Raw genomic sequence first — 24,944 nt, 5'->3', positions numbered from 1 at the left:
ATTGTTAAATGCGTCTTTTAAAAATCTAAATTCAATCCTAATGATATCGTTCTAGCGATAGGTGAACCAGCTCTTTGATACCCATAATTGGTTGGGCTTGTTCTATCAATCGATTCTGGATTAAAACCTGTATAATCATCTGCTTTTACGTACATTAAATTCTGTCCTGTTGCATAAATTCTTAAATTAGATAGTTTTAGTTTTGATAAAACGTCTGAAGAAAAGTTATATCCTATATTTAAGTTACGTAATGCAATGTATGATGCATCTTGAATAATATCATTAGTAAATATTTTTTGCTTAATAAATTGCTGATCCGGAGTAGTTGAAGTATTAAAATCCTGTGCACTATTAAAATGATTAAACAAATATTGATCTCCCATGTTTCTTATTTCTGCTCCATGAGATCCTTGAAACATAAAGCTAAAATCTATAGCACCGATTTCAAAACTATTTGTAAAACTCCATATTAATTCTGGATAAGGATCGCCTAAAGCCGCTTTATCGTCGTCATCAATCAGACCGTCACCATTCAAATCCTTTACGTATACATCTTGGGCTTGAGCTCCAACCGGATGGTAGGCATTATTAAGGTTTTCTAATGGAATGTCTTTATCAACAACCCATCCATAATAGGTTGAAATTGGTTGCCCTTCAAGGTTAATCCATTCTGCAGCGCGCTTTTCATCGACATTTGAAATTTGCCCGTTGGAATCTCCAAAATCAACAAGGGTATTCTTATTAGTTGTCACGATAATTGCTGAATTCCATTTAAATTTCTCTGAAGCTATGTTTTTAGTCCTCAATTCCAATTCAAATCCTTCATTTTTAACTTCTCCCAAATTAACCAAAGCGCTATTAAAACCAGTTGTATAAGATATTGGGTTGTTAAGCAGTAACTGATCACTTGTTCTTTGATACCAATCTAAAGATCCAGTAATCCTATTTCTAAAAAATCCAAAATCAATACCAGGGTTGATTTCTATTAAACGCTCCCATTTTAAGCCATTATTAGCTATATTAAGTGGTGAAAAACCTGGGGTTATAGCACCTTCTGTACTAGCCGTAACAGCACTTAATAAGGCTAAATAAGGATAGAAATCTACAAGAATATTCCCCGTGCTTAAACTACTTGAGCTTGTGTTTACGTTGGGATCTACACTCCCTGTATTTAGTCTATCGTTACCCGTTACACCATAGCTAGCTCTAAGTTTTAAATTACTTAACACATCACTATCTTGTAAAAAACTTTCGTTAGAAATGTTCCAACCTACTGAGGCAGCTGGGAAATTACCATATTTATAATCTGATCCAAAAATAGAACTACCATCTCGTCTAAAACTAAACGATGCTAAATATCTATTATCATAAGCATAATTAACTCTCGCAACATAAGAGATTCCTCTTTTTTGCCATTCAAAAGCATCTGCATTAGAAATTAAAGCGGCATTGGTTATTTGCTTTACTGCATCCGTTGTATATCCAGTTCCTGTTATCGTGGAATTAAAGCTATCTCTAGATTCAACAACAGATCCTAAAGTGGCCCCTATTTCATGATTCCCAATGGTTTTATTATAACTTAAAAAGTTATCCCATATAAGGTATATTTGACGTTGCGTAATTTCATCCATTCTTGCAGCTGCCGCTCCGTTTCTACTTGCCTTTACACCTTGCCACCTTGTTCTTCTGGTATCTTGATAAGAACCAGAAAGCATAGTTCTAAAATTTAACCCTTCAATGATACTGTAGTCTAAATATAAACTACCAAAGGTCTTAAACTTTTTATCGAAACGCTCTCTCTCTATAACCTTTGCTGCCGGGTTTGTGTTTGAAGTATTACTAATATCCACTAAAGCACTACCATTGCCATACAAATCATAATTATCGAAATGACGCTGTGTTGCGTAATCCCCAATTTCAACGTCTGGGTAGAGATTTCTGTCAACATACCTTATCGTATTGGCATCATGATAAACAGGCAACCAATTGGTTTGTCTTAAGATATCATGTGTGGAACCATCAAAACGTCTTGTATTAGTGTAAGATGGACTTAAGCTAGCCCCAAACTTAAATTTATCACTCAGTTTAGTGTCAACCTTAAGGCGCATGCCATACTTCTTAAAATTATCTGTTAAGAGTACGCCTTCGTCCTCAGCATAATTAGCACTTGCCGTAAACTTGGTTGTACTATTACCGCCTCTTATAGAAAGTGAGTGACTTGTGATAGTTCCTCCATCAAAAATCACATCTTGCCAAGATCTATCAATACCTATAAGCTGTTTGTATTTTGTTCTATCTGAAAGCACCCCATTTGCCGCCAACTCTGCTTTGGCAGTTTCTTCAATAGAAAATGTGTAAGGATCACTATGAATAGCTTCTTTAAAACCTGTAAATGTACTATAGTTAATTCGGGTCTTTCCTTCCACACCATCTTTCATACTAATCATAATAATACCATTAGAACCTTTAGAACCATAAATTGATGACGAAGCGGCGTCCTTTAGTATTTCAAAAGATTTCACATCATTCATGTTAAGTGCACTCAAGAAATCGGAATCCACAATAACCCCATCAACAACAATTAACGGCGTTGAGTCGCCTGCCATGGAACCCACACCTCTTATGGTAATAGTTGGCGCAGCACCAGCACCACCATCGGTGGCTTGAATGTTAACACCCGAAACCTGCCCAATTAAAGCATCATCTACTCTAGCTACAGCAATTTGTTCTAAGTTTTCGTTTACTACTTTAGAAACTGATCCTGTTAAATGCGACTTTTTCTGGGTACCATAACCAATTACCACAACCTCATCTAGTTGAGATACATCTTCTTCTAAGGATACATTAATAGTAGATTGATTTCCAATAATCTTTGTTTGCGCAGTAAAGCCAACATATGAAAACTGCAATACTTCTCCTTCATTGGCTCTGATTTCATAGTTACCATCAAAATCTGTTGTAGCCCCTCTAGTAGTGTTTAAGACGATGACATTTACACCAGGAATGGGAATGTTATCAGTGGACGATACGACCGTACCCCTAATTGTCCCATCTTGTGCAATAACTGTAATACTGCATAATAATATTACAATAAGCGTTAGTTTGTTTTTTAAATTCATAATTAGTTTTTTAATGTTTGAATAGTAAAGTTTAATTAGAAAAGAAACTATTAGAAGTTTAATCTCTTATAATCATTATTATTAACCAGATAAAAACATAATCATGTTTCAAAATTTTGTAATTTTGAAATTCACATGTTTTATCAAGTATGGCGTGTGTTTCTTTACTTCCCTCCTAAAAGAAGTAAACAACTTTAAAAGGATAGGCGTGCACCTGTCCTTTTTTTTATTTTCTCATGTTAAGTTTGTTTTTGAAGAGTTATACATTTAGTTTATTTTTTTGGTTTTCCAAATTGGTTAACCAGATTGGTTTCCCAAATATATACTAAATTTTTGTTAAAACCAACTAATTGTCAATTTTAACAATTTTGGTATACCGAGTCATCTACCAAATGGACTGATAGCCCTACCATATTACTGTTTATCACCAAAATAAGATACTCCATCACCAGTTAAAAAGTCTTCTCTTACGGGACTAAATGTGTCAATTAGCATGCCTTCTTCCAAACAAATGGCACTATGCAATAGATTAGGTTCAATATAAACCCCATCCCCTGCTTCTACAATTTTCTTTTCACCATCAATCTCAAATTCAAATTTACCCGAAACACAATAGGTAGCTTGCGTATGAAAATGTTTATGAGGAGACCCCAATGCTCCTTTCTTAAATTTAACCTTTACCATCATGATTTGGTTGTCATAACCTAAGAACTTTCTTGATACTCCTCCGCCAAGCTCTTCCCATTCCATTTCTTTGGTTATAATATACTTTTCACTAAATCTTTTCATAATATTTAATTTATTAGTTTTCTATTAATTGATAAGCACCTTTCCAGATATACTCCTTATTTTTTATTGTTAATTTATGCTCTAAATCTTTATCATTCTTTTGATTTGAAATTATAAAGACTTTTGATTTATCGTTTTTTGTATCAATCTTGATTGCCGTATATTCTTTTGAGTCATAAACAACTGATACTTTTTTTATATTGCTATAAGCATTCACTGCTAATTCAGAAACAGGAGAATATCTTCCATGAGATTCTATTGTTGAAACATATAAAGCATCTTTCACATTCTTTTTTCTCAGAATTAAGGTCTGTTCATTCCGTAAATTAAAGTCTGGATCGTTAGCTCCAATTCTGCCAAAAATAACTTCATCCGCATTGGAAGTAATTGCTGTATAGGTATAAAATTTATTGTTTCGCAACCAGTTTAATGTAATATTTCCTTCTTTTACAGATGCTGAAGCCTCTTTATATAAATGCTGATACCCATCAGATTTCCCCAAAATTTCTGGCACAGGCATTTTAGAATATTCAAAATTGGCTTGCATGACATGTCCTAAGAAATAAAATGGCAAATCATACTGGTTGGAGCTATCTGACACCACCCTCATTATATCTAATATATAAGGTGTTTCATACGCCTCGTCTTTAATAGCCACCATCGTTCTGTGAAGCCTTGTTCCAGGGTACGCCTTATCATCTTTTGCACTAGCTACTTGAAGGTTTTCGTCTGTTACACTGAAAACATATTTAGTTGGATGATACTTACTTCCTATATCATACTTGCCTTTAAAATGAGAAGTTTCGTTTTGCACTAAAGTATTATGGGCAATACTTTGTCGGGCCCAAGTTTTATTCTCCTTTAAATAATTACCGCCTCCTTTTTGTTCTATATTAACAAAACGCCCCATACCGTAATCTTGAACTACTTCATTACCATCTTCAAATAAAGCAAAAGACAATTTATCATAATGACCGTGACTTAATCCATGGGCCGTGTATTTAAAAACCAATTCCAAACCGTAACTACGTAAAATTGCAACCCCTCCTTCATCGCCATTAGCCCCATCAGATAATTCAATTGATTTTTTCACAAAAGGTTTTTCCTTTCCTTCTTTTATACCCAAAGCAACAGCTAAACCTGCATCATCAAGAGTAACTTCATCTTGTTTCTTTGCTATACTTAGCAATTCTGGGTTGTTTCCTCCAAAATGATACGCAATATCTACTGCTGATACTAAAGATGAATTAAAGTAAGACATCCCTTTTTGAGAGTCGTTTAATAAAAAGAACTCTCCATCTTTATCTGATAAATTTAATAAGGCATTTACGCTTTTAATAAGTACACTATCCTTGAATTGGAATACTTTCTGTTCTGGTCTTTTATTTTGAAGTGCTTGTGCAAAAATTAAAAAAGGATAAGAAGCATACCTTTGATAATAAGGCCCTTCTGTAAAATACCCATCTGGAGAAAATGGGTCGTTTACATTGGCAAAAAAGCCTATGGCCTGACCTTCCTTTCGAATATAACCACCGTCGTCATCCTTTTCATTGGGATCATAATCAGCATTTTCAACACCACTCAATGCTCTTTCTAAAAGAACATCATCATCCATAACCAAAGCAATCATACCTACAGCAACATTACCCCAAGTTGCATGGTTATGAACCCTATTAAAAAACTTTAAATTATGTATTGATATATGATCTGCAAAAGGTCTAAATAAATCGTTTTCTAAAATATTGCGTTCATCTTCTGATAAAAAATCATAAATACAATCATAAGCCTGACTTGTATAAACCAGCCAATTAGAATCATTTAAACATTGCCAAAATAATTTACCTCGAGCATAGGATCTTGGTTTTGGATGAATAGGCCATTTTGGATATTCTTTTGCATATTCGAACAACATGTCCTTAACAAATTTGGCGTATTTTTCATCCTGAAGGATTTGATATAACACCCCTGCTTTTTGCATTAACACATAATTCTTTTTATGTGTTTCATGTGTGTATCCTCCAGAATAGTCTTTTGGAAGCGGCACATCAAAACCATTTTTAATTTCTGCATCAACTTCAACTTTGGTTGCTTCTAATGTTTTATCAAAAATGGGTATACGTCCTAAATTAGCCCTAATATCTTTGACACCTTGTTCTGTTAATATTAAACTTGGATGCTCTTGTTTGGTTGATGAAAATTCCTCTACCTTATTCACTGATTGCTTTTTACACGAAATAGCCATCATACATAATATAACAAGTAATACTCTAATTGACATTCTGTTTATCATCCTTATTTTAGTTAATTGAAATAACACCTAAATCTTTACTATCTGTACCTTTTCCTTTTAAAGGCGAATTATTCGATAACCCAAATGAGTTTTCAATGAACCCGGATTAAAAGTCCAAGGTTATTTCACGATACTAAAACTATATTAAATAATACAACACAAAAAAGTTTGCTTTCTCATGTTTTAACTGGTTAACCAGTTTGGTTTACCAAAAATAAACATTATAAAGCGTTATCCAAATTTTATTGTGTTAAAAACAGCATTTCAAACATTTTAGTAGAAAAAAAACACTTACAGCAACTTCAAACCAACATAATTATAAACTCCCCATTTATACGGACCGTTGCTCCCGAAACAACACTATTATATTCGGATGCCAAAAACAAAACCGTTTGAGTTACATCATGCAACCAAACATGCTTTAAAAGCAGCTACCCTCAAATTATGTAAATTAGTATTTAAAAACTCCTGATTGATAATCAGCCAAAAGCAAGGACGCTATTAACAAACTGACTAAGGTTCTTTTAACACATACAGAAACCTCCTACTGAAAATTACTCTATTTATTAATTCAATATTCAATTTTTTTGGATTGATTCATTGCACCGCCTGTAACCTTAATAATATAAGTCCCCTTGCTTAATGAAGGTATATAAAGGGTCTCTTTAGCTTTTCTTATGCTTTTTCTCAAAACTTTTCTTCCGTCGATTGTGTAAACTTCAATATGCTTAGCTTCTCGTGGTAGATTATATAGCTGTAGCGTGTTTGCAACAGAATCAGATACCACACAAAACTCATGCTTTGGTTCCAAAACATCTAGTGACAATGGTTCAACTTCTTCAATACTAAAATTTGCAAATAAGACCTGTTCATCTCTAAGGTCTTGCGGATTGTTCAAGCTTCTGTAAATACCCCATTTTGGTCGAACAAATTCTGCATCTTGCCTCCAATGAACCATATCATTATTTGAGTATTCGAATAATACAGCACCATCACTAACCCTTTTAATTTCAATAGAATAGGCGCCAGAAGTCCCATATTCTATTACTTCAGAGACTTCTAACCAGGTACCAATAAAGGGTTGTAAATCGGTTTTCTTTAATGTAATTTGGGTGTCAATTTCAGCATAACGTAATTCTAAGCGGTCTGGACTTCCCTTACGGGTAGTTAGCGTATACATGGGCATACCATCAAAAGGGCCTCCTACAGATTTTAATTGATGCAAATGTGTGAAATTAGGAGAAGATTGAAACCCGTCTGTCAACTTAAACTTCCATTTATAGATCACTTGTTCTCCTACAACACCCAATAAATTATCAGGAGATTTGGAATACGATTTTATTTCGTTACGCTGTCTATCAAAATTACGACATCTATCATTATCGGGCGTAACATGCATGTAAAAACGGAACACATTTGCGTTCAAATCAGCATCAAATAATTCATCAATATGATCACCAAAATCTTCATGTCCACAATCTGGAACTTCAATGGGGTTATATCCAGGAGCTAATACTGATGTAATCAGATTATAGGTATTCCCTAGTCCGTCGGCATCTAGACGCACTTGACCATAGCAATAAAGTGTAAATAGCCATGTAAACAAAACACTTATATATTTCACTTTCATATAGTTTAAAGTTTCTCCAAATTTATGCTATCTGGTACCGTTCCAAAACCAACCGTAGCCTCTTTAAACCAAACCTCGGCATAACTTCCATGAGCATATTGTGTTTTAATATCCCCATTGTAGGTTTCTGATTTTGTCGACTTGCCGTTAGCTTGATTATAAGCCCCTTGTTTAAAAATTTGTATTTCTCCAGCATAAGCAGAGTCTCGCTCAATTCCTTCCCTATTTCTGGACTCATATACTTTTAAAACTTGCTTTGGAATATTTTCTTTTTTTGAAAAATCTGATTTCAACAAGTTTTTTTCAAACCTTTTAGTTTCGTGTCCTTTGCTTGAGAAGGTTAAATGCATGATACCTTTATACACATTAATCTCATACCTAAACTCTTCACCTAAAGCAATACCATCTTCTGGCTCATCGGGATACCGGTCTTTACTTGTTCCTAGTACAGCCCAATTAGTTCCCCAAACGGCTGTTGAAACATCCCATCTTCCAGAATTATCACCCTCCGTGTTAATTTCGTAGTTCCAAAAAACAGAACCTTTAGTATGGCCTGGGAACTTTTTGTAAAATATTTTTAAAGGTTCATTTTTATGTCCTTCCTCACTATGTATCTGACCTATAACCACCGAGTAGGAAGATGGCACCCTTGCATCTCCTGTTGTTGATACATGCTGCACTTTTAATGTTCCTGTTAATTTACCTCCTACCTCTGGTATCCAATGTCTTTTTTCTCCCAATTCTGTCCTTGTATTATTGGAGGTTTTTGAAGTAATTCCAGAATTGGGGGTTTTGTAAACTACCCATTTCGTATTGTCTTCAATTTCCACGAAAAAAAACTGGTCTTTCTGAAAATTATCTAAAGTATCTGAACGTGTTCCATCTCCTAACAGAATTCTCCAGTTATGCATAAAAGGGATTACCTCGCTTGGATAAACTATAGTGCTTTTGTTTGCGTGATTAGTATTCTTTGATTTATCAATACAACCTATGTTAAGAAAAGTAAGCCCTATAACTAATAAGAATGGTACTATTATTTTTATATTTATTAGACTCATGCGTGTTAATTCTTTATGATTTGCTCTAGTTTAAAATAGCTTCTCTAGGGATAGATAAACTGGCTTTAATAATCTACCTCTTTATAGCCCCATATGTATTTCCGGCCATTAAACTGCTCACATTTTCCAAAGAAACAATATTGACATCTCCTGGAATTGTATGTTTTAAGGCACATGCCGCAGAGGCAAAATCTAATGCTAACATATCATCATAATGTAACAGCCCATATATTAAACCTGCCGCAAAAGCGTCTCCCGTACCAACACGATCTATAATATGCGTAATATTTAGCATATCGGTTTTAATATATGTCTCTCCATTCCATAATTTACCTTGAATCTGGTGATGCGAAGCACTCATGATTCTTCTTGTTTTTTTAACGACTTTTTTAATATGTGGAAAATGACTTACCAATTGTTTGGCTAAGCTTTGAAAATTATCTTTTGGAGCGCCTAATCCAAACATTTCCCTAATACCTCTGCTACTGGTAATAACAACGTCACTATTTTCTACCATATCTGGAATCACCTGTTGCATAGTTTTACCATACTTCCACATATTATTTCTGGAGTTTATATCTCCTGATACTGTGACTCCTAATTTATTTGCTGTTTTAATGGCATCAAGACAACATTTAGCAGCACCCTCAGAAATCGCAGGTGTAATACCAGTCCAATGAAACCAATCTGCATCTTTAAGAGCTTCTTCCCAATTAACCATAGAAGGTTGAATTAATGAAAAGGCAGACCCCTCTCTTTCATAAATCACTTCGCTGGGCCTATGAACCGCTCCTTTTTCAAGGAAATACTTCCCCATCCTATCATCTCCATAGATAACATTTTCAGTATTTAACCAATGTCTGCGCAAAAATTGTGTGGCTGCTTTTCCTAGAGCGTTATCAGGAAAACGCGTAACATGGGCAGCTTTCATGCCTAAATAAGCACAGGAAATACCAACATTTGCCTCTCCTCCCCCATAAACAAGTTCGAGCGATGAAGCTTGAGAAAATTTTTCATATCCCGGCGGAGACAGGCGCATCATAACTTCTCCAAATGTGACAACTTTTTTAACCATAACTTCTAATACATCAGTTTTAACTTTAAATTTTGCACAGTTTTTATTTGCCCAGAATTGGTTATAACATTCTCGGATTCCATATTGTTTTTGGCACCCCACAAAATGGCAACAAACTCGACTGGATTATTATTAAATGTATTCTTAGTAATATTTACATTCACAATACCTCTGTGATTTAATAAAATCTTATGCGCTTCGTTAACTCCGCAATTTGTAAACGTGGAGTTAGAAACTAGAAGATTTCCACCAATTGTAGATTCATCATAACCACCTCTGTAATAATCGATAACATTAGAATTAACAGAATTAAAACTACAGTTCATTACAGTCAAATACTCGGTATTATAATCTCCTTTATCATTAGTTTCTTCAGATATCTCAAGTCCATTCTCACAATGTGAAATGGTAGTATTCATAAAAGTTATTTCTTCTGCAAATGATTGCTTATACACCTTCAATGCATAGTTAAAATGACTGATTTCTGAATCAATAACTTCTAAACCAAAATGATTAAACATATTGTCTTTCAAGCTAGCAAATGCGAATTGGGTGTTTGTGCCTTTTAACTTGATGCCTTTCAATTTTAACTTACCATAGGGGTGCAACGCAAAAGCAGGTGTATTTTCAGGACCATTATATACTATCTCCGTCTTTCCTTTAGATTGAATAACTATGGGTTTGTTTATAATTAAAGACTCTGAAACCGTAAAGACACCATCCTGCAACTCTATAATATCGTTCTTTTCTGCGGTCCTTAATTTTAAATCCAACTCTGCATCATTGGTTACAATATGTGTTGTTGGCTCTTTAACTTCAACAACATTAGAATACCAACTTGCACCATATTTAGTTTTGTCTAGGAGGTCTAAATCAATAGGCTCTGAGTTTAAAAATGCACCTATTTGATTGGACTTACTCCTTGGATTTCCTAAAATATCTTTTGTAATAGTTTCAAAATCAAACCCACTATAAATTTCAACATCTTCGAAACCCAATATAGGCACACTAAGATCTTCTCCAATGCTGGTTAAGCTTAGGGTTTTTAAATCCAAACCATCTCGCTTTGCAAATGAGACGCCATTATTATGAATAATATTACTTGCAAAAGTAACACCATCAGCCTTATCATGTTCAATAATAGGCCTTGAATCCCCTAGCTTATTATAAATTACATTATTTACGACTTCTGTTCTTAGGGGTCTTGCTGAACGTATTTCAGATTTAGGTAATACGTTAGCCTGATCAATATTTGTTCCCACACCAAATTGCCATGGAGAATTACAATTCACATATGTGTTATAAGCCACTACAACATCAGTCACTTGATTATATCTGTTTAAGGGTGACTTAGGAATACCATTCATAATAGCCAATGGACTTCTAAAATTTTTTCCTTTTAAATTGTAAAATAGATTATTGGTAATCCAATGACCCGTATTCACAATTCTAATGCCGCCATAATTTTCGTTTTTACCATCTCCTATAAAGTAGTTACCATCAATCAAACAATAATTACCATGACGTGTTACAACCGAGCCTTCACTTCTATAAAACACGTTGTTTTTAATAATATTGAAATTCGTTTTACTTGAAATAATTTCCACTTCTCCATTACAAGCTTCAAACAAGTTATTTGCTATGGTTGTATTACTAGGAGACATGGATGTAAAACTGCTTCCTAGTTGAATGGTTTCTCCTCTAGCGCCACCTTTTCGAGGTCTTGGTCCAAAGTGGTTATTCACTATTTGGTGATAATTCCTAATACTTTGATTTCCTTTAAGATCAACGCGCACTGTTGGCCCACCATTTGTTTTTCCAGCAAGATAACAGTGACTTAATGTATTGTTTTTTCCATAAAATTGAACCCAGAGATTATCATCATCACGATTCAAGTTATTATAATCTAGAATAACACAATTTGAAACGCTACAATGATTGGCAACGTTTTTCTCGCTAGTTCTAAAAGCTATGACATTGCTTAAAGGAGAATGCCCGTTTCTAAAGAACAAGCCTTCTACTTTTAAATATTCACCGCTAATTTCAAGACTAGAAGTACCTTCAATAAATACACCACCCGGTGTTTCAGCTTTTAAAACTATTGGTTTTTCTGCTGTTCCTTTACCAATTAATTTAATTTCAACGTCTTTCCAAACACCATTAGCCAATATAATTTGATCACCTGGTTTCGCTTTTTTTATAGCTCCGAAAAGCTCATTAGAATCAGATACTTTTATAGCTTCAATAGTTGGTGCTTTTTCACACCCTAAACTTAAAAGCAACACACTTAAAAAAAACACAGCTATCTTCATGACATTCTATTTGTTGTATCAAATACTAATTAAAATGTTTTACAATAAGAAAAAGCCTTTTACGAGTAAAAGACTTTTTCCAAACAAAACTAAACTGACTACTTCTTAATTATTCTTTTAGTTACCGAACCTTGATCTGAGTTTATTTTCATGAAATAAACACCTCTTGAAAGTTCAGAAATATTTAAACGGTCATTTTTCAACGCTAGTCCCGATAATACTTGTTCCCCTAAAACACTGTATAAAGATATAGATGTTATGTCAATATTTTTTGTTGTGATAGTAATTACATCATTTGCCGGGTTGGGATAAACTTTCACGCTATGTGATAGTACATTTTTATCTAAACCTAAAGTAGCATCTGATACTACTAATTCTGATGAATAATTGAATGCTTTATCAACAGTATATATTTTGTAATAATTTCCAGCTGCATAAGCCTCATCAAAACTGGTGTCTGTACCTATATAAACGATGGTACCTTCAAGACTTCCTGTACCGTTGGTAGTCGTGTTACCTACTTGGTAAATACCATTTTGATTCGGATCATTATCTGCCGAAGGCATTGAAGTGTACTTAACCACAACATAGCCTCCACCATCAACACCACTAGCTGGTGCTGTCCAACCTACAGAAGCAGTACCACCATTATTGGCATATGTACCCCCTGTAGCCGCATCTGGAGCAGTATCGTCATAAGCACCTGAATAAACAACAAAATCATCAAAATGTATTAATGGTTTGTCTACATTCTTCTCGCCTCCTATTCTAGCTACAGCCCAATTTGAAGCATTAAAAGTATCACCCGTTGTAACCGTACCATACGTTTTCACCCAAGTATTAGCCACAAAACTTCCTACATCAGTTTTATTAGTTGTTTTCCCGCCAGAAGTATTATTCAAGTAAACACCTGGCTTTAAATTTTCATCTGGAAGCGCTTCACTAGATTTATAAAAAAATTGAACTGTATATTCAGTACTCACAGTCATAGTATTAGGAGACACTGTTGATGGTGCCTGAAGACGCGCATTGTCTTTATCGTTATTAAGCTGAGCCTGAACTGAAAAATTACCAGACCTTGCATCACTTGGGGTATCTAATATGCTCTCATCAGTGGTTCCTCCAGTAGTTGAAATAGACCATGTTGGTGATGGTGTATCTTTTGCACCACTTCCCTGACTCGCTAAGTTACCAGCAGTTTGCCCTTCAAGACCCCCATCCATTATAGGAAACTCTCCTATAACTTGTTGGCTCCAACCAAAATTTAAACCCAAACAAAACACCAAAAGAAAGTAAAACCTATACGATTGTTGTTTAAAAAGTAATGTTGTTTTCATAATGTAATAATTTTTAGAAATGTATTAGTTAGTATTTAACTGGTAAACAAATTATACTCTTGGAAAACCAAACTGGTAAACCAATTTGGTTTTCCAAATATATAAGTATTTATTGATTAAAAAAAAATATTTTTCCGGATTTAACGATTAGGCTAAATAAACCTTGACCCACTTACACCAAAATGTGACTTGTTGACATCCATTCTGTTAGGCCTTTTCCCATAAAGTTTGCAGCGTTTTTAAATCAGTTTTCATGGCTTGATACACCAGCTCCTCATTTATGGATATTTCTCTTTTTCCTTTTTCGGCGCCACCTAAATCATACTCAACGTGCAAGGACACAGGAGGGCGTAAATCGTACTTTTTTAATAGTTTAAAAAAAGATTTAAAGTCTACAACTCCTTTTCCTAATGGAACATTCATGATCTGCCATTTGCCATTTATTTCTACCCACTTAAAATCCTTTAAAACCATCGTTCTTACTTTAGATTTAAGTAGTTCAAAAGCATTCTTCCAAGAATTAAACCCCTCTACGGTAGCATGCCTAATATCAAATTGTACACCAAAATAGCTCGAATCAATATTCTCAAGTAATTGGTAAACCTCCCAAAAAGAGGCTCCAATTTTAGTACCGGCATGATTTTGATAACACCCAACTAGCCCTAAACTCTTATTAATTCTAGCCAGGTCTAATAATTGTCCATTATATTTTTTAAGTGTTTCTACCATCCCTAACTCATAATCATAGTTAAACCAATTGGTTCGATAGTATTTTATACCTTGCCTTGAGGCTTCCTGAAGAATATTTAAGTCCAAACGCCTCTCAACACTTTCAATTTGAGTGGTAATCATATTACATTTAGAACCTCCATTTATAATGCCCTTTATAGCTAAAGGTAAATCGACTTTCAAGTTAGAAGGTTCCACATGACCGCCGGGCCTAACTGTTAGATCCACCCCAGAAAACCCCATTTCATGGGCCTTGGCTCCTAAGGTCTCATAATCTAAAAATTGTAAATGCTTAGAAAATATACTAACCTCTAAAGGTTTTACAGCATTATAGTTGATAGGCGAAAACACACTGCTACTAAACCCCAAATTAGAAACAAAGCCCGTAGCTAAAGCTGCTTTCTTAATAAAATCTCTTCTTGAATATGGCTCCATATTTTATAATTCTTTCTCTACAAAATACGACTTTTATAAAGAAAAAAAAGCTCTATAAGTTTTAAAACTAATTAACACTTATTGTTTAGCTAAGAAAGATTTATTGGTATGAAACTTTACTAAATACCTGCTACACATTAAATTGGATACCTTAGGCCTACTATTAATCTAGAGTATAACTAATGGTTCTGTTCTCAATTACCTTATAAATCGTAACTGGTTTTAATGGAAGCTCTATTGGATTTTTTGTTAGCAAAACCTCTTTTAAGATAAGGGAGTTTTTTCTCCTCCAATTCTTGCCACAGTCTAATTTGAAATTCTTACATGTATCGCTTGTTGTAATGGCGCTATAAATTACATCCACTAAGTTAATTTATAGAACACCATAAAACCTCTCTAATGGTTTACATTGCCCACCGTTACGAATTTAAAAAGGCATGCAATGGAACTAGAAGTTTAAAAGCCAAACTAAAAAATGGTTCCTTCTTATTAATAGAAAAAAGTATGTTATAACGGACTTACTGTATAATCTTCACATGGTTAATCATGGCTCCTAAGGATAATTTGTGTTGCGCTCCTGAAGACATGTCTTTGAGTGTAAACAGATTTGAATTCATTTCTTCCTCACCTACCAAAACAACAAAAGGAATATGTCGTTTATTAGCATGATTCATTTGTTTTTTCATTTTAGAGGCATCTGGGTATAGTTCGGCATGGACTCCCTGCTCTCGCAATTGTTTTATTGCTTTTAAACTGAATAAGGCCTCCTTATCTCCAAAATTTATAAATAACACCTCTACATTTTTATTTACGGTCTCTGGGAATAGATTTAATTCTTCAAGAACCAGATAAATCCTATCCAGGCCAAAACTAATACCCACACCGCTCATGCTCTTCATCCCAAATATTCCAGTTAAATCATCATAGCGCCCGCCACCACCAATTGACCCTATTTTAACTTGATCTGGAGCAGAAACTTCAAAAATGGCTCCGGTATAATAATTAAGTCCCCTGGCAAGGGTAACATCTAGTTGCAATTTGGCAGTTAACAACCCTAACTCTGAAACCGCATGATTAATAAAAGCCAACTCTTCAATTCCTTTTTGACCTTCGTCAGAAGTCGACAATATATGCTTTAGACTTTCTATTTGAGCTTCAAAAGTTCCTGAAAGTGTAAACAATGGTTGAAGTTTTGAAATTCCTTCCTGAGAAATACCTTTAGAAAGCATTTCTTCCTTTACTTTATCTTCACCAATTTTGTCAAGTTTGTCAAGCGCCACGGTAAAATCAATAAGTTTATCGCTGGCCCCAATAACTTCGGCTATACCCGACAATATTTTTCTGTTATTAATTTTAATGGTAACGCCGTCTAATTTCAAGGCTGAAAAAACAGCATCATACAACTGAATAAACTCTACTTCCTGCCATAAACTTTTGCTTCCTACCACATCGGCATCGCATTGGTAAAACTCTCTAAAACGTCCTTTTTGAGGTCTATCTGCTCTCCATACAGGTTGTATTTGATATCGTTTAAACGGGAACTCAATCTCGTTTTGATGTTGCACTACGTAGCGGGCGAAAGGCACCGTTAAATCATAACGTAGGGCTTTTTCTGAAATAGAAGATGTTAACTTATTAGAATCTTTATTGGCATAGGCCTGTTCATTAGCTTTTGCTAGGTAATCTCCAGAATTTAGAATCTTAAAAATTAAGCGATCGCCTTCATCTCCGTATTTACCCATTAAGGTACTTGAATTTTCAAAACTTGGTGTTTCAATAGGTTGAAATCCAAAGGTTTCAAAAGCTCCACGAATCGTATTAAATATATAGTTTCGTTTTGCTACTTGTTCTGGATTAAAATCTCGGGTGCCTTTAGGAATACTTGGTTTTTGAGCCATTTAATTCTAATTTATTAACTTATCGAAATACATGTACAACTCGCCTTTAGTAATAACAGCGCCCTGTTCTATCATTTTAAATTTATCGAGGTTTTTATCCTCTGAATAATCTTTATCAGCTTGCAAAAACTCAACGTTTTCATCCATCAAATTTTCGCGTAACCAGTTATAACCTTCCTTAGTTGTAATATCAATAGCATCATTCTTCACATTAACAACAATGGCGTGCATTTTATCTTCGCCCAACTGGAATAAATACATATGCTGTGCAGAAAAATGTTCAAGGTATTCTGCTTTATTTAGAACACCTTCCCAAATTAAATCGCTAAATACGTCAAGCTCAGTTTCTGCCAATTCGGGTTTATTCGCTTTTAAATTTGTCCATTCATCAGCCGTTATAGACTGTGTCGCCAAAAAATTAATAAACTCTTGATGTAATTCCTCAAATTGTTCTTTTGTAAGTCTTGAATACTTCATTGTATATAAATAAATGCGCCCCTAAATAGGAGCGCAAATTTAAGAATATATATGGTATTTTCTTAGAAAATGTAGCGTAATCCCACCTGAGCTTGCCATCTTGAAGCCAAACTGGAATCAAACCCAAATGTAGCTGTTTGATTTTGATTAAAAGAATAGGTAGGCACGTTATTATCATCAACAGTTACACCTATTGGTTGTACATTATTTGGTTGTTGAATAACACCCCAATTTGAATTTAACAAATTACCAAAATTCAAAATATCTAAACTAAACTGAATGGTATTCGTTTTATTTTCGGAAACTTTTAATCTAAAATCCTGAAGCACTTTAAGATCCCATCTGCTTCTCCATGGGGCGAGAGCTCCATATCTTTCTGCGTACTGACCACGCCTTCCATTTAAATAATCATCTTGCTGAATATAGCGTTCTAAAGCCGCTCCATCTCCTGTATTAGCAAATTGCATCTGGCTAATATCACTCGGCGTAGGGATATAAATTAAATCATTTAAACCAGAACCATCGCCATTAATATCACCTCCATAGGTATAGTTAAACCGCCCGCCTTGAGCATACTCAAAAAACATAGACACCGTTGTTGCCCACTTATCATTTCCAAACACCCACTTTTTACTTGCTACACCAATAATTCTGTGCGTATCTCCATATTTAGAAAATGCTAAAACATCATTATTTACATTCCCTAATGCGGGATTAAAGGCAAAAGCATCTCCCGTAATTTCTGCTTCTATAGAATTAACATCTTGAGAATTTAAATAGCTATACGCTAACATGGTATAAAACCCATTGTTAAATGTTTTTTGACCTTTTATGGATGCATTCCAAATGCGCCCTTTATCGGAATTTGTAAAAACATAAGCATTGTTAATAATGTCATCTGACGTATAAATAGGTCGGTTATCCACGCCTTGCAATGTTCCTGATGGTGGCAGTAAGCCCCAGTTTTGAACATGTGCCCCGTTAATATCTTTGGTATATGATACATCACCTGTTAAGATAATACCGTTTTCAAATTTATAATCTGTACCTATATTAGTTCTCCATACTTGTGGGAATTTATAATCTGGATCCACAGCCTGATAGAAAAACACTTCAGGATTGGCCACTTGATTTCCTAACCATACAAAAGGGAAGCGTCCTGTAAATATTCCAGATCCGCCGCGTAACTGAAACGTCTTATCACCTCTTACATCATAATTAAATCCAACTCTTGGAGATACTAACCAATCATTATTTGGCATTTTGGTATTATCGAGAAAAACGGTTTCTCCTGTATTAGGATTTACATAAGGAATCTCTGGTACGTAACAACAAGCTCTATCAATTACTTCTTGAGCTTTTTGAGCCGTGTCAAAAAACAAAGGTTTATCAAAACGTAAACCTGCGGTTAGCTTAAATTTTTCTGAAATATTCCATTCATCTTGAAAATAAAAAGCCAACTGCCCAACGTTGGTCTCTGCTAGTGCCCAACCACCAGGGTTTCCAACACCATTTGCTTCTAATGTATTATGAGCTGCGGTGGCATCTTTTAGCATCGTATCAAGACCTCCTCCTGGTGCTGAATCTGCCAGCAACTCTGAAACACTTCCGTAAGATGGAAAAAACACACCACGAGCCCCGTAAACCCCAAGATTGAATGAGTTATCGAATTCAAATTTTTCAAAAGACATCCCAATAGTAATGGTGTGATCGCCTTGATAGAAGTTTAAATTATCTGTAAACTGAAATACTTTTTGGTCTAACTTATTATGAATCGAAAATGGTTCATGACCCGCAATTATATAATTAGAGCCGTCTTCTTGAACAGTTATAGTAGGCGCAGGAACCGATAACGGATTTCTAAAATCATCAAAATGCGTGTAACCTACCTGAAGCTTGTTCGAAGATACTTCAGATAAGGTGGAATTGAGCTCTAACTGAATAGACTGAATATTATTATTGATTTCATACCCAGAGTTTTGAAACTGTAAGGTAGCCGCATTAGGACCTCTAAATCCAAGAGCCGTTGGGTGAGCTGGTTTTTCCTTTGAAGCCTCTAAAAAATTATAGATAACCGCTAACCTATTATTATCGTTGATATTCCAATCTAATTTAAATATACCTTTTGTAGAATTAGATGCATATGTAAAACCTTCATAAGCCCCAGTATTATAACCTAATGTTGCTAGGGCGCTTTGAACCGCCATTAAATCTGTAGCGGTCACTCTAGATTCATTAATGGCTCCCGTTCCTCTGTTTGGTACCCAACCATTCGATCCTAAATCATCACGCTCATCTTTTTCAAAGTTCACAAAAAAGAACAGTTTATTCTTTACAATAGGTCCGCCCAGAGCAAAACCATACTGAGATTGATTTAAATCTGGTCTTGTAACTTCTTCTCCTTTTATCTTTTTCCCAGTCATACTTTCATCTCTATAGAAACCATAAACCGTTCCATGAAACTCGTTAGTACCGCTCTTTGTTACTGCGTTTACGGATGCACCTGTAAATCCAGATTGAGTCACATCGTACGGCGCTAGAGACACTTGAATCTGATCAATAGCATCTAAAGAAACCGGTTGCGCACCTGTTTGCCCTCCCGGAGTAGCGGCATCTAGCCCAAAAGGATTATTAAAAATAGCTCCGTCGAGAGAAAAATTATTGAATTGATCGTTGCGCCCTCCAAAGGAGTTTCCATTTGCAGTGGGTTCTAACCTTGTGAAATCGGAAGCCGACCTCGATATGGTTGGCAATCGTGTTAATTCCCTTCTACCAACACTTGTTTCAGCACCTGTTCTGTCACTGTTAAACGTTCCTGCGCCTCCTGTTCCTTGAATTACAACAGCGTCTAGCTGTTCGCTATCTTCAGATAAAACCACGTCGATATTTTGGGTATTACCCAAACTTAAAAACACATCGTTAAGCGTTTGCTCTTTATACCCTACATAACTAATGGTAATGGTGTATGGACCTCCTACTCTAAGGTTCAATAAGTTAAAACGTCCATCGAAGTTTGAAGCAGCACCATACTTAGTACCTGTTGGTGTGTGAATAGCTAATACATTCGCACCAGGGAGTGGGACCGATGCTTCGTCTAAAATTAATCCCTTAATGTTTGATGTGGTTACTTGAGAATATGCCAGTAGACCAAAAAACAAAAAGAAAATAGCAAGGTTTGTTTGTTTCATTTTGATTATGTTATTTGAATTAGTCTGAAATCTACTATGCATGCATAGTAGCTGTTAAACAAAAGTACCACAAAAAAAAGCCACTCGGAAAGAGTGGCTTAACTTTATTTAAAGCTTTTATTAACTATTTGTTAATTAGCTTGCTTGTGCAATTACTTCAAAATCAAGATCTACAGATACTTCTCTGTGTAAACGAATAACAGCAGTATACTTACCTAAACGTTTTACCGTAGTAACTGTAATGAATTTTTTATCAATAGTTTGACCCTCTTTTTCTAAAGCAGCAGCAACATCTATATTATTTACAGATCCAAATAATTTGTCTCCAGAACCAACCTTTGCTGGTATTTTAATTTCTAATGCCTTTATAGCTTCTGCAATTTTATTGGCATCATCAACTATTTTCTTTTCTTTGAAAGCACGTTGCTTCAAATTCTCAGCTAATACTTTCTTTGCAGAAACTGTAGCCAAAATAGCCTGTCCTTGAGGAATTAAAAAATTTCTACCATAACCGTTCTTAACTGTTACAACATCGTCTTTAAATCCTAAATTTTCAACGTCTTGTTTTAATATAAGTTCCATTGTTATGTGTATTTTATTTTAATAAATCTGCTACGTATGGCATCAATGCTAAGTGACGTGCTCTTTTTACGGCAACAGACACTTTTCTTTGATACTTTAATGAAGTACCTGTTAAACGTCTAGGTAAAATTTTACCTTGCTCGTTTACAAACTTTAATAAGAAATCTGGATCTTTATAATCAATATATTTAATTCCAGACTTTTTGAAACGACAATATTTCTTTTGCTTATTAGTTTCAATATTAAGCGGTGTTAAATATCTAATTTCACCGTCTTTTTTTCCTTTTGATTGTTGTTCTATTGATGACATAATTAAGCTTTTTGTTTAAGTTTATCTCTTCTTCTCTCTGCCCAAGCAACAGCATGTTTATCTAACTTCACAGTTAAATAACGCATAAAGCGCTCATCACGTCTAAATTCTACTTCTAAAGCATCAATAACCTCTCCTGGCACTTGATACTCGAATAAGTGATAAAACCCACTTTTCTTGTTTTGAATAGGGTAAGCTAATTTTTTAAGCCCCCAATCTTCTTTCGATACCATCTTAGCGCCGTTAGAAACAAGAAAATCTTCATATTTCTTTACTGTTTCCTTTATCTGATCTTCAGATAAAACGGGATTTAAGATGAAAACAGTTTCATAATGATTCATAAAAATCGTTTTTATTGTTAAAAATTGGCTGCAAAAATAAATAATTTCTATATATTACACAATATTCTCTCTTCTTATTTATTAGCAATTTTAACTGATTAAAAATTGTTAAAATTATGTTAAAATAAGCACTTTACCGATGTTTTTTGGTTTTAAGCCGAATTTTTTGTACTATTGTCGATATCTTAACCGAAATAATATAAATGTTATGACTTTAAACTGTGTAGTAGTAGACGATTCAGCAATACAACGTCTCTCTATCGTTAAGTTAGTAGAGAATCACCCCTCTCTCAACTTAATTGCAGAGTACAGTAGTGCTTTAGAGACTAAAAATGGTTTAAATACGCATCAAGTTGATTTAATCTTCTTAGACATTGAAATGCCAGTGCTAAATGGATTTGAACTTTTAGACGTATTAAACAACAAACCCCAAATTATTTTCGTAACCGGTAAAACAGAATATGCTTTTAAAGCGTTTAATTATGACGCTACCGATTACTTACACAAACCCATTACAAGAGAACGTTTCAATACCTCTGTCGACAAAGCCTTAGAGCAGCACAGACTTACTCAAGACTTTAAAGAAGAAGATGGTGAACACATTTTTGTAAAAAGTAATCTTAAAAAGCGTAAAGTATACATTAAGGATATTAAATGGATTGAGGCTTTAGGTGATTATGTAAAGTTAGTTACCGAAGAAAACAGCTTAGTTGTTTTATCAACCATGAAAGCTTTTGAAGCAGAACTGCCCGAGGGTAAATTCTTAAGAATACACAAATCTTATATCGTTAATCTAGACAAGATTGACAGGTTTAACAGTAAAAATGTTGAAGTTGGAGCCTACGAAATTCCTTTAAGTAGAAATAAAAAGACCCAACTTGTTGACGCTTTAAATAATATTTAGAAACCAACAACTAAATTAAAAGTTATCGACATTTAAAACTACTTTAACCGACCGAAAATCTTTTATACTAAAGAAGCTATTGTTTATTTTAATAATAGCTTCTTTTGTTTTTGATAGCGATTGCTTTTTTGGAATTTTTACCAGAATATTTTTATGAAATTGATTTCGTATTCTAGCAACTGGAGGTGCCTCGGGACCTAGAACAAAATCTCCAAATAATTGCCTTACAGACTTAGCGTACCAAATAGAGGCTGTCTCAACTCTATTATAATCCTTGTGTTTTAAAGTTATCTTTATCTGCTTATAAATTGGCGGATATTTAAAGTTATAGCGGTCGTTCATTTGCTCCTTATACATCTCTCCATAATTATTAGTTGAGACCTGCTGAAGAATATTATGATTCGGATTATATGTTTGAACAAGTACTTTTCCGCGTTCTTCAGTTCTTCCAGCCCTGCCAGAAACCTGTACCATTAATTGGAAACTTCTTTCGTGTGCTCTAAAATCAGGAAAGTTGAGCATATTATCTGCATTCATAATTCCAACCAATTTTACATTTCTAAAATCTAAACCTTTAGTCAGCATTTGCGTACCTATTAAAATATCAATTTCTTGCTGCTCTAAAGCGGTAATAATTTTTTCGTATCCATGTTTACCTCGAGTAGTATCTAAATCCATTCTCGCCACCTTATAATCTGAAAACAATAACTTGGCCTCCTCTTCTATCTGCTCTGTACCAAAACCCTTACTATCCATTTCTGGGCTACCACAAGCTTCACACGTTTTATGCATGGCTGTATTATAACCACAATAATGACATCGTAATTGATGTCTATATTGATGATAAGTTAAACTTACATCGCAATTTGGACATTGAGGAGCATGTCCACAAGTAACACATTCTATAACAGGAGAAAAACCACGTCTGTTTTGAAACAAAATTATTTGATAGCCTTCCGTTAACGTCTCATTCATCTCCGCGATAAGCCTATCGCTAAAATGCCCTTTCATTCGCTTTTTTTTAAGCTTATCTTTTATATCCACAAGCTCTATGTCCGGCATTAACACATTATTGTAACGATATAGCAATTCAACAAAACCATATTTTTCTTGCTTAGCATTATAATAACTTTCTAAGCTTGGGGTTGCCGAACCTAAAAGCACCTTAGCACCATGCATGTTTGCTAGAACTATGGCGGCATCTCTGGCATGGTATCTTGGGGCTGGGTCAAACTGCTTATATGATTGTTCATGCTCTTCATCCACTATAACTAACCCCAGATTATGAAATGGCAAAAATATAGATGATCTAGCTCCTAACACTACCTGTGCTTTACGTTCATTATTTAAAACGTTGTTCCAAACTTCCACCCGTTCATGAGTTGAATATTTCGAATGAAAAACAGCTACCTGCTCTCCAAAATAATTCTGCAACCTTGTAATTAACTGTGCTGTTAAAGCTATTTCTGGCAACAAATAAAGCACCTGCTTATCCTGCTTAAGCGTGTCTTCTATAAGCTTTGCATACACCTCTGTTTTTCCAGAAGATGTAACGCCATGCAATAAAACGGTATTATAAGTATTAAACAACGATTTGATTTTAGATAAGGCTGTTTGCTGATATGTATTTAAAAGCTTTGAAGTCTCTGTATCCTCACCAGAGTATACTACCCTATCTGTTTGAATAAAATATTCCTCAAGAATTTCCTTGTCAATTAATGTTTTAATGATAGCGCTTGAGGTATCGCTCTGTTTTACCAAATCTGATACTTTAACAGGCTTTTTCGTTTTACTTGAAATAGAGAATAAACTTAGTACTACCTTACTTTGCTTTGGTGCTCGATTTAAACCATCAAGCAAGTCATGAAGTGCTTTTTCTGAAGAAAATTTAGAATGCATCTTAACGTACCTTACTAGCTTAGGTTTGTATTTTTCATACACCTCTTCTTCAACAACAATAGCTTCTTTTTCCAGTAAACGCTTTATCACAGGAAGCACCGTTTTCTTATCAAGTATGTTGGAAATATCATGAATTTTAAGCGATGACTGATGCTGCAAAGCTTCATAAATTAAAAACTCATCGTCTTTTAAAACCGATTCATCAAAAACCCCGTTGCCACCCTTTATAATCGTTTCACTTTCTAAAATAAATGCATTTGGTAACGCTGCTCTCATAACATCTCCTAACGTGCACATATAATAATTAGCAATCCATTCCCAAATCTTTAGTTGCTTGGTATTTACGATGGGGACTTCATCTAAAATTTGCTCAATGTCTTTTGCTTCATATGTAAGTGGAACCTTGTTATGGACACTAAAAACAAGGGCTGTATAGATTTTGGATTTGCCAAAAGAAACAGAAACCCGCATACCAGTTTTTAAAAATTCAGCTTCTGCATGTGTTACCCTATAAGTGAATAACTTTTGTAGAGGAATAGGAATTATGACATCAATAAAATACATGAATAAT

Annotated in this window: 17 protein-coding genes; 1 reads left to right on the top strand and 16 read right to left on the bottom strand. The window is 34.6% G+C overall.

Going from position 1 to position 24,944, the window contains the following annotated elements; all coding sequences use genetic code 11:
- Positions 1-17: 17 nt before the first annotated feature.
- The 15 genes from E5D58_RS04785 to rpsF form a co-directional block, all read right to left on the bottom strand.
- On the bottom strand, positions 18-3,119 hold the full coding sequence (locus E5D58_RS04785; RefSeq protein WP_136480703.1) for a SusC/RagA family TonB-linked outer membrane protein: 3,102 nt from the start codon (positions 3,117-3,119) through the stop codon (positions 18-20).
- A gap of 414 nt (positions 3,120-3,533) precedes the next feature.
- Positions 3,534-3,908 carry a cupin domain-containing protein gene (locus E5D58_RS04780; RefSeq protein ID WP_136480702.1) on the bottom strand — a complete coding sequence of 125 codons (375 nt, stop codon included), beginning with the start codon at positions 3,906-3,908 and terminating at the stop codon, positions 3,534-3,536.
- Positions 3,909-3,921: 13 nt separating this feature from the next.
- Positions 3,922-6,123, bottom strand: a complete 2,202-nt coding sequence (locus tag E5D58_RS04775) for an alginate lyase family protein (protein ID WP_317129270.1) — start codon at positions 6,121-6,123, stop codon at positions 3,922-3,924.
- Positions 6,124-6,769: 646 nt separating this feature from the next.
- Positions 6,770-7,828: a T9SS type A sorting domain-containing protein gene (locus E5D58_RS04770; RefSeq protein ID WP_136480700.1), complete on the bottom strand. Its 1,059-nt coding sequence runs from the start codon at positions 7,826-7,828 to the stop codon at positions 6,770-6,772.
- Between the two features lie 5 nt (positions 7,829-7,833).
- Positions 7,834-8,886, bottom strand: a complete 1,053-nt coding sequence (locus tag E5D58_RS04765) for a polysaccharide lyase family 7 protein (RefSeq protein WP_136480699.1) — start codon at positions 8,884-8,886, stop codon at positions 7,834-7,836.
- A 73-nt stretch (positions 8,887-8,959) separates the two neighbouring features.
- Positions 8,960-9,961 carry a sugar kinase gene (locus tag E5D58_RS04760; RefSeq protein WP_136480698.1) on the bottom strand — a complete coding sequence of 334 codons (1,002 nt, stop codon included), beginning with the start codon at positions 9,959-9,961 and terminating at the stop codon, positions 8,960-8,962.
- 5 nt (positions 9,962-9,966) lie between these two features.
- Positions 9,967-12,273: a chondroitinase-B domain-containing protein gene (locus E5D58_RS04755; RefSeq protein ID WP_136480697.1), complete on the bottom strand. Its 2,307-nt coding sequence runs from the start codon at positions 12,271-12,273 to the stop codon at positions 9,967-9,969.
- Positions 12,274-12,371: 98 nt separating this feature from the next.
- Positions 12,372-13,610 carry a T9SS type A sorting domain-containing protein gene (locus E5D58_RS04750; RefSeq protein WP_136480696.1) on the bottom strand — a complete coding sequence of 413 codons (1,239 nt, stop codon included), beginning with the start codon at positions 13,608-13,610 and terminating at the stop codon, positions 12,372-12,374.
- Between the two features lie 207 nt (positions 13,611-13,817).
- Complete coding sequence (locus E5D58_RS04745) at positions 13,818-14,774, bottom strand: sugar phosphate isomerase/epimerase family protein (RefSeq protein ID WP_136480695.1); 957 nt, start codon at positions 14,772-14,774, stop codon at positions 13,818-13,820.
- A 518-nt stretch (positions 14,775-15,292) separates the two neighbouring features.
- Positions 15,293-16,672 (bottom strand): histidine--tRNA ligase, encoded by a 1,380-nt coding sequence (hisS, locus tag E5D58_RS04740; protein ID WP_136480694.1) that lies wholly within the window; start codon positions 16,670-16,672, stop codon positions 15,293-15,295.
- A gap of 6 nt (positions 16,673-16,678) precedes the next feature.
- Entirely contained in the window at positions 16,679-17,149 is a 471-nt protein-coding gene (locus tag E5D58_RS04735) for a DUF6495 family protein (protein WP_136480693.1), read from the bottom strand.
- 62 nt (positions 17,150-17,211) lie between these two features.
- Positions 17,212-20,337, bottom strand: a complete 3,126-nt coding sequence (locus tag E5D58_RS04730) for a TonB-dependent receptor (RefSeq protein WP_136480692.1) — start codon at positions 20,335-20,337, stop codon at positions 17,212-17,214.
- A 135-nt stretch (positions 20,338-20,472) separates the two neighbouring features.
- Positions 20,473-20,919, bottom strand: a complete 447-nt coding sequence (gene rplI, locus E5D58_RS04725) for a 50S ribosomal protein L9 (protein ID WP_136480691.1) — start codon at positions 20,917-20,919, stop codon at positions 20,473-20,475.
- Between the two features lie 13 nt (positions 20,920-20,932).
- Positions 20,933-21,229 carry a 30S ribosomal protein S18 gene (rpsR, locus tag E5D58_RS04720; RefSeq protein ID WP_019388303.1) on the bottom strand — a complete coding sequence of 99 codons (297 nt, stop codon included), beginning with the start codon at positions 21,227-21,229 and terminating at the stop codon, positions 20,933-20,935.
- 2 nt (positions 21,230-21,231) lie between these two features.
- Entirely contained in the window at positions 21,232-21,570 is a 339-nt protein-coding gene (gene rpsF, locus E5D58_RS04715) for a 30S ribosomal protein S6 (RefSeq protein ID WP_136480690.1), read from the bottom strand.
- Positions 21,571-21,778: 208 nt separating this feature from the next.
- Here rpsF and E5D58_RS04710 point away from each other — a divergent pair, with 208 nt between their 5' ends.
- A complete protein-coding gene (locus tag E5D58_RS04710; protein WP_136480689.1) occupies positions 21,779-22,474 on the top strand; it encodes a LytR/AlgR family response regulator transcription factor in 696 nt (231 codons plus the stop codon).
- 15 nt (positions 22,475-22,489) lie between these two features.
- Here the strand turns inward: E5D58_RS04710 and priA are convergent, their stop codons facing one another.
- A complete protein-coding gene (priA, locus tag E5D58_RS04705; RefSeq protein WP_136480688.1) occupies positions 22,490-24,937 on the bottom strand; it encodes a replication restart helicase PriA in 2,448 nt (815 codons plus the stop codon).
- Positions 24,938-24,944: the final 7 nt, after the last annotated feature.

Source organism: Cognatitamlana onchidii, from assembly GCF_004804355.1.
Classification (GTDB): domain Bacteria; phylum Bacteroidota; class Bacteroidia; order Flavobacteriales; family Flavobacteriaceae; genus Cognatitamlana; species Cognatitamlana onchidii.
This window is presented reverse-complemented; position numbering and strand designations above follow the sequence as displayed.

Coding starts and splice junctions, on each gene's coding strand:
- E5D58_RS04785 (WP_136480703.1), bottom strand. CDS start 3,119: ATGAATTTAAAAAACAAACTAACGCTTATTGTAATATTATTATGCAGT.
- E5D58_RS04780 (WP_136480702.1), bottom strand. CDS start 3,908: ATGAAAAGATTTAGTGAAAAGTATATTATAACCAAAGAAATGGAATGG.
- E5D58_RS04770 (WP_136480700.1), bottom strand. CDS start 7,828: ATGAAAGTGAAATATATAAGTGTTTTGTTTACATGGCTATTTACACTT.
- E5D58_RS04765 (WP_136480699.1), bottom strand. CDS start 8,886: ATGAGTCTAATAAATATAAAAATAATAGTACCATTCTTATTAGTTATA.
- E5D58_RS04760 (WP_136480698.1), bottom strand. CDS start 9,961: ATGGTTAAAAAAGTTGTCACATTTGGAGAAGTTATGATGCGCCTGTCT.
- E5D58_RS04755 (WP_136480697.1), bottom strand. CDS start 12,273: ATGAAGATAGCTGTGTTTTTTTTAAGTGTGTTGCTTTTAAGTTTAGGG.
- E5D58_RS04750 (WP_136480696.1), bottom strand. CDS start 13,610: ATGAAAACAACATTACTTTTTAAACAACAATCGTATAGGTTTTACTTT.
- E5D58_RS04745 (WP_136480695.1), bottom strand. CDS start 14,774: ATGGAGCCATATTCAAGAAGAGATTTTATTAAGAAAGCAGCTTTAGCT.
- hisS (WP_136480694.1), bottom strand. CDS start 16,672: ATGGCTCAAAAACCAAGTATTCCTAAAGGCACCCGAGATTTTAATCCA.
- E5D58_RS04735 (WP_136480693.1), bottom strand. CDS start 17,149: ATGAAGTATTCAAGACTTACAAAAGAACAATTTGAGGAATTACATCAA.
- E5D58_RS04730 (WP_136480692.1), bottom strand. CDS start 20,337: ATGAAACAAACAAACCTTGCTATTTTCTTTTTGTTTTTTGGTCTACTG.
- rplI (WP_136480691.1), bottom strand. CDS start 20,919: ATGGAACTTATATTAAAACAAGACGTTGAAAATTTAGGATTTAAAGAC.
- rpsR (WP_019388303.1), bottom strand. CDS start 21,229: ATGTCATCAATAGAACAACAATCAAAAGGAAAAAAAGACGGTGAAATT.
- rpsF (WP_136480690.1), bottom strand. CDS start 21,570: ATGAATCATTATGAAACTGTTTTCATCTTAAATCCCGTTTTATCTGAA.
- E5D58_RS04710 (WP_136480689.1), top strand. CDS start 21,779: ATGACTTTAAACTGTGTAGTAGTAGACGATTCAGCAATACAACGTCTC.
- priA (WP_136480688.1), bottom strand. CDS start 24,937: ATGTATTTTATTGATGTCATAATTCCTATTCCTCTACAAAAGTTATTC.